The organism is Pseudomonas sp. 2995-3 (genome assembly GCF_002742565.1).
Classification (GTDB): Bacteria; Pseudomonadota; Gammaproteobacteria; order Pseudomonadales; family Pseudomonadaceae; genus Aquipseudomonas; species Aquipseudomonas edaphica.
Window position 1 is genome coordinate 1 of record NZ_LJSB01000067.1, and the last position, 325, is coordinate 325.

Here is a 325-nt window from a genome sequence, read left to right on the forward strand (position 1 = left end):
ATTCTACACCAAGAAGACTAGCACTAGTAATTCATGATTTAGATGAAAAACAGAGTGATGAAGAAGAAGCGAAGGGACCTTCAAAAAAAATAGCCCAAGATGAAAATGGGAATTGGACGAAAGCAGCCATCGGATTTTCTAAGGGACAAGGTGCTTCTGTTGAGGATTTATTTTTCAAAGATATAAAAGGTGAAGAATATGTTTTTGTAAAAAAACATATCGAAGGAAAAACGACAAAGGAACTTTTAGCAGCTGATTTGAAGGATGTTATTACTGGGCTAAATTTCCCTAAAAATATGAAATGGGGATCCAATCAGTTACGATA

At 34.8% G+C, this 325-nt stretch carries 1 protein-coding gene; it reads left to right on the forward strand.

Going from position 1 to position 325, the window contains the following annotated elements; genetic code table 11:
* A partial coding sequence (locus tag AOA62_RS03845; RefSeq protein WP_143521726.1) for a glycine--tRNA ligase subunit beta occupies positions 1–325 on the forward strand: 325 nt, incomplete at both ends.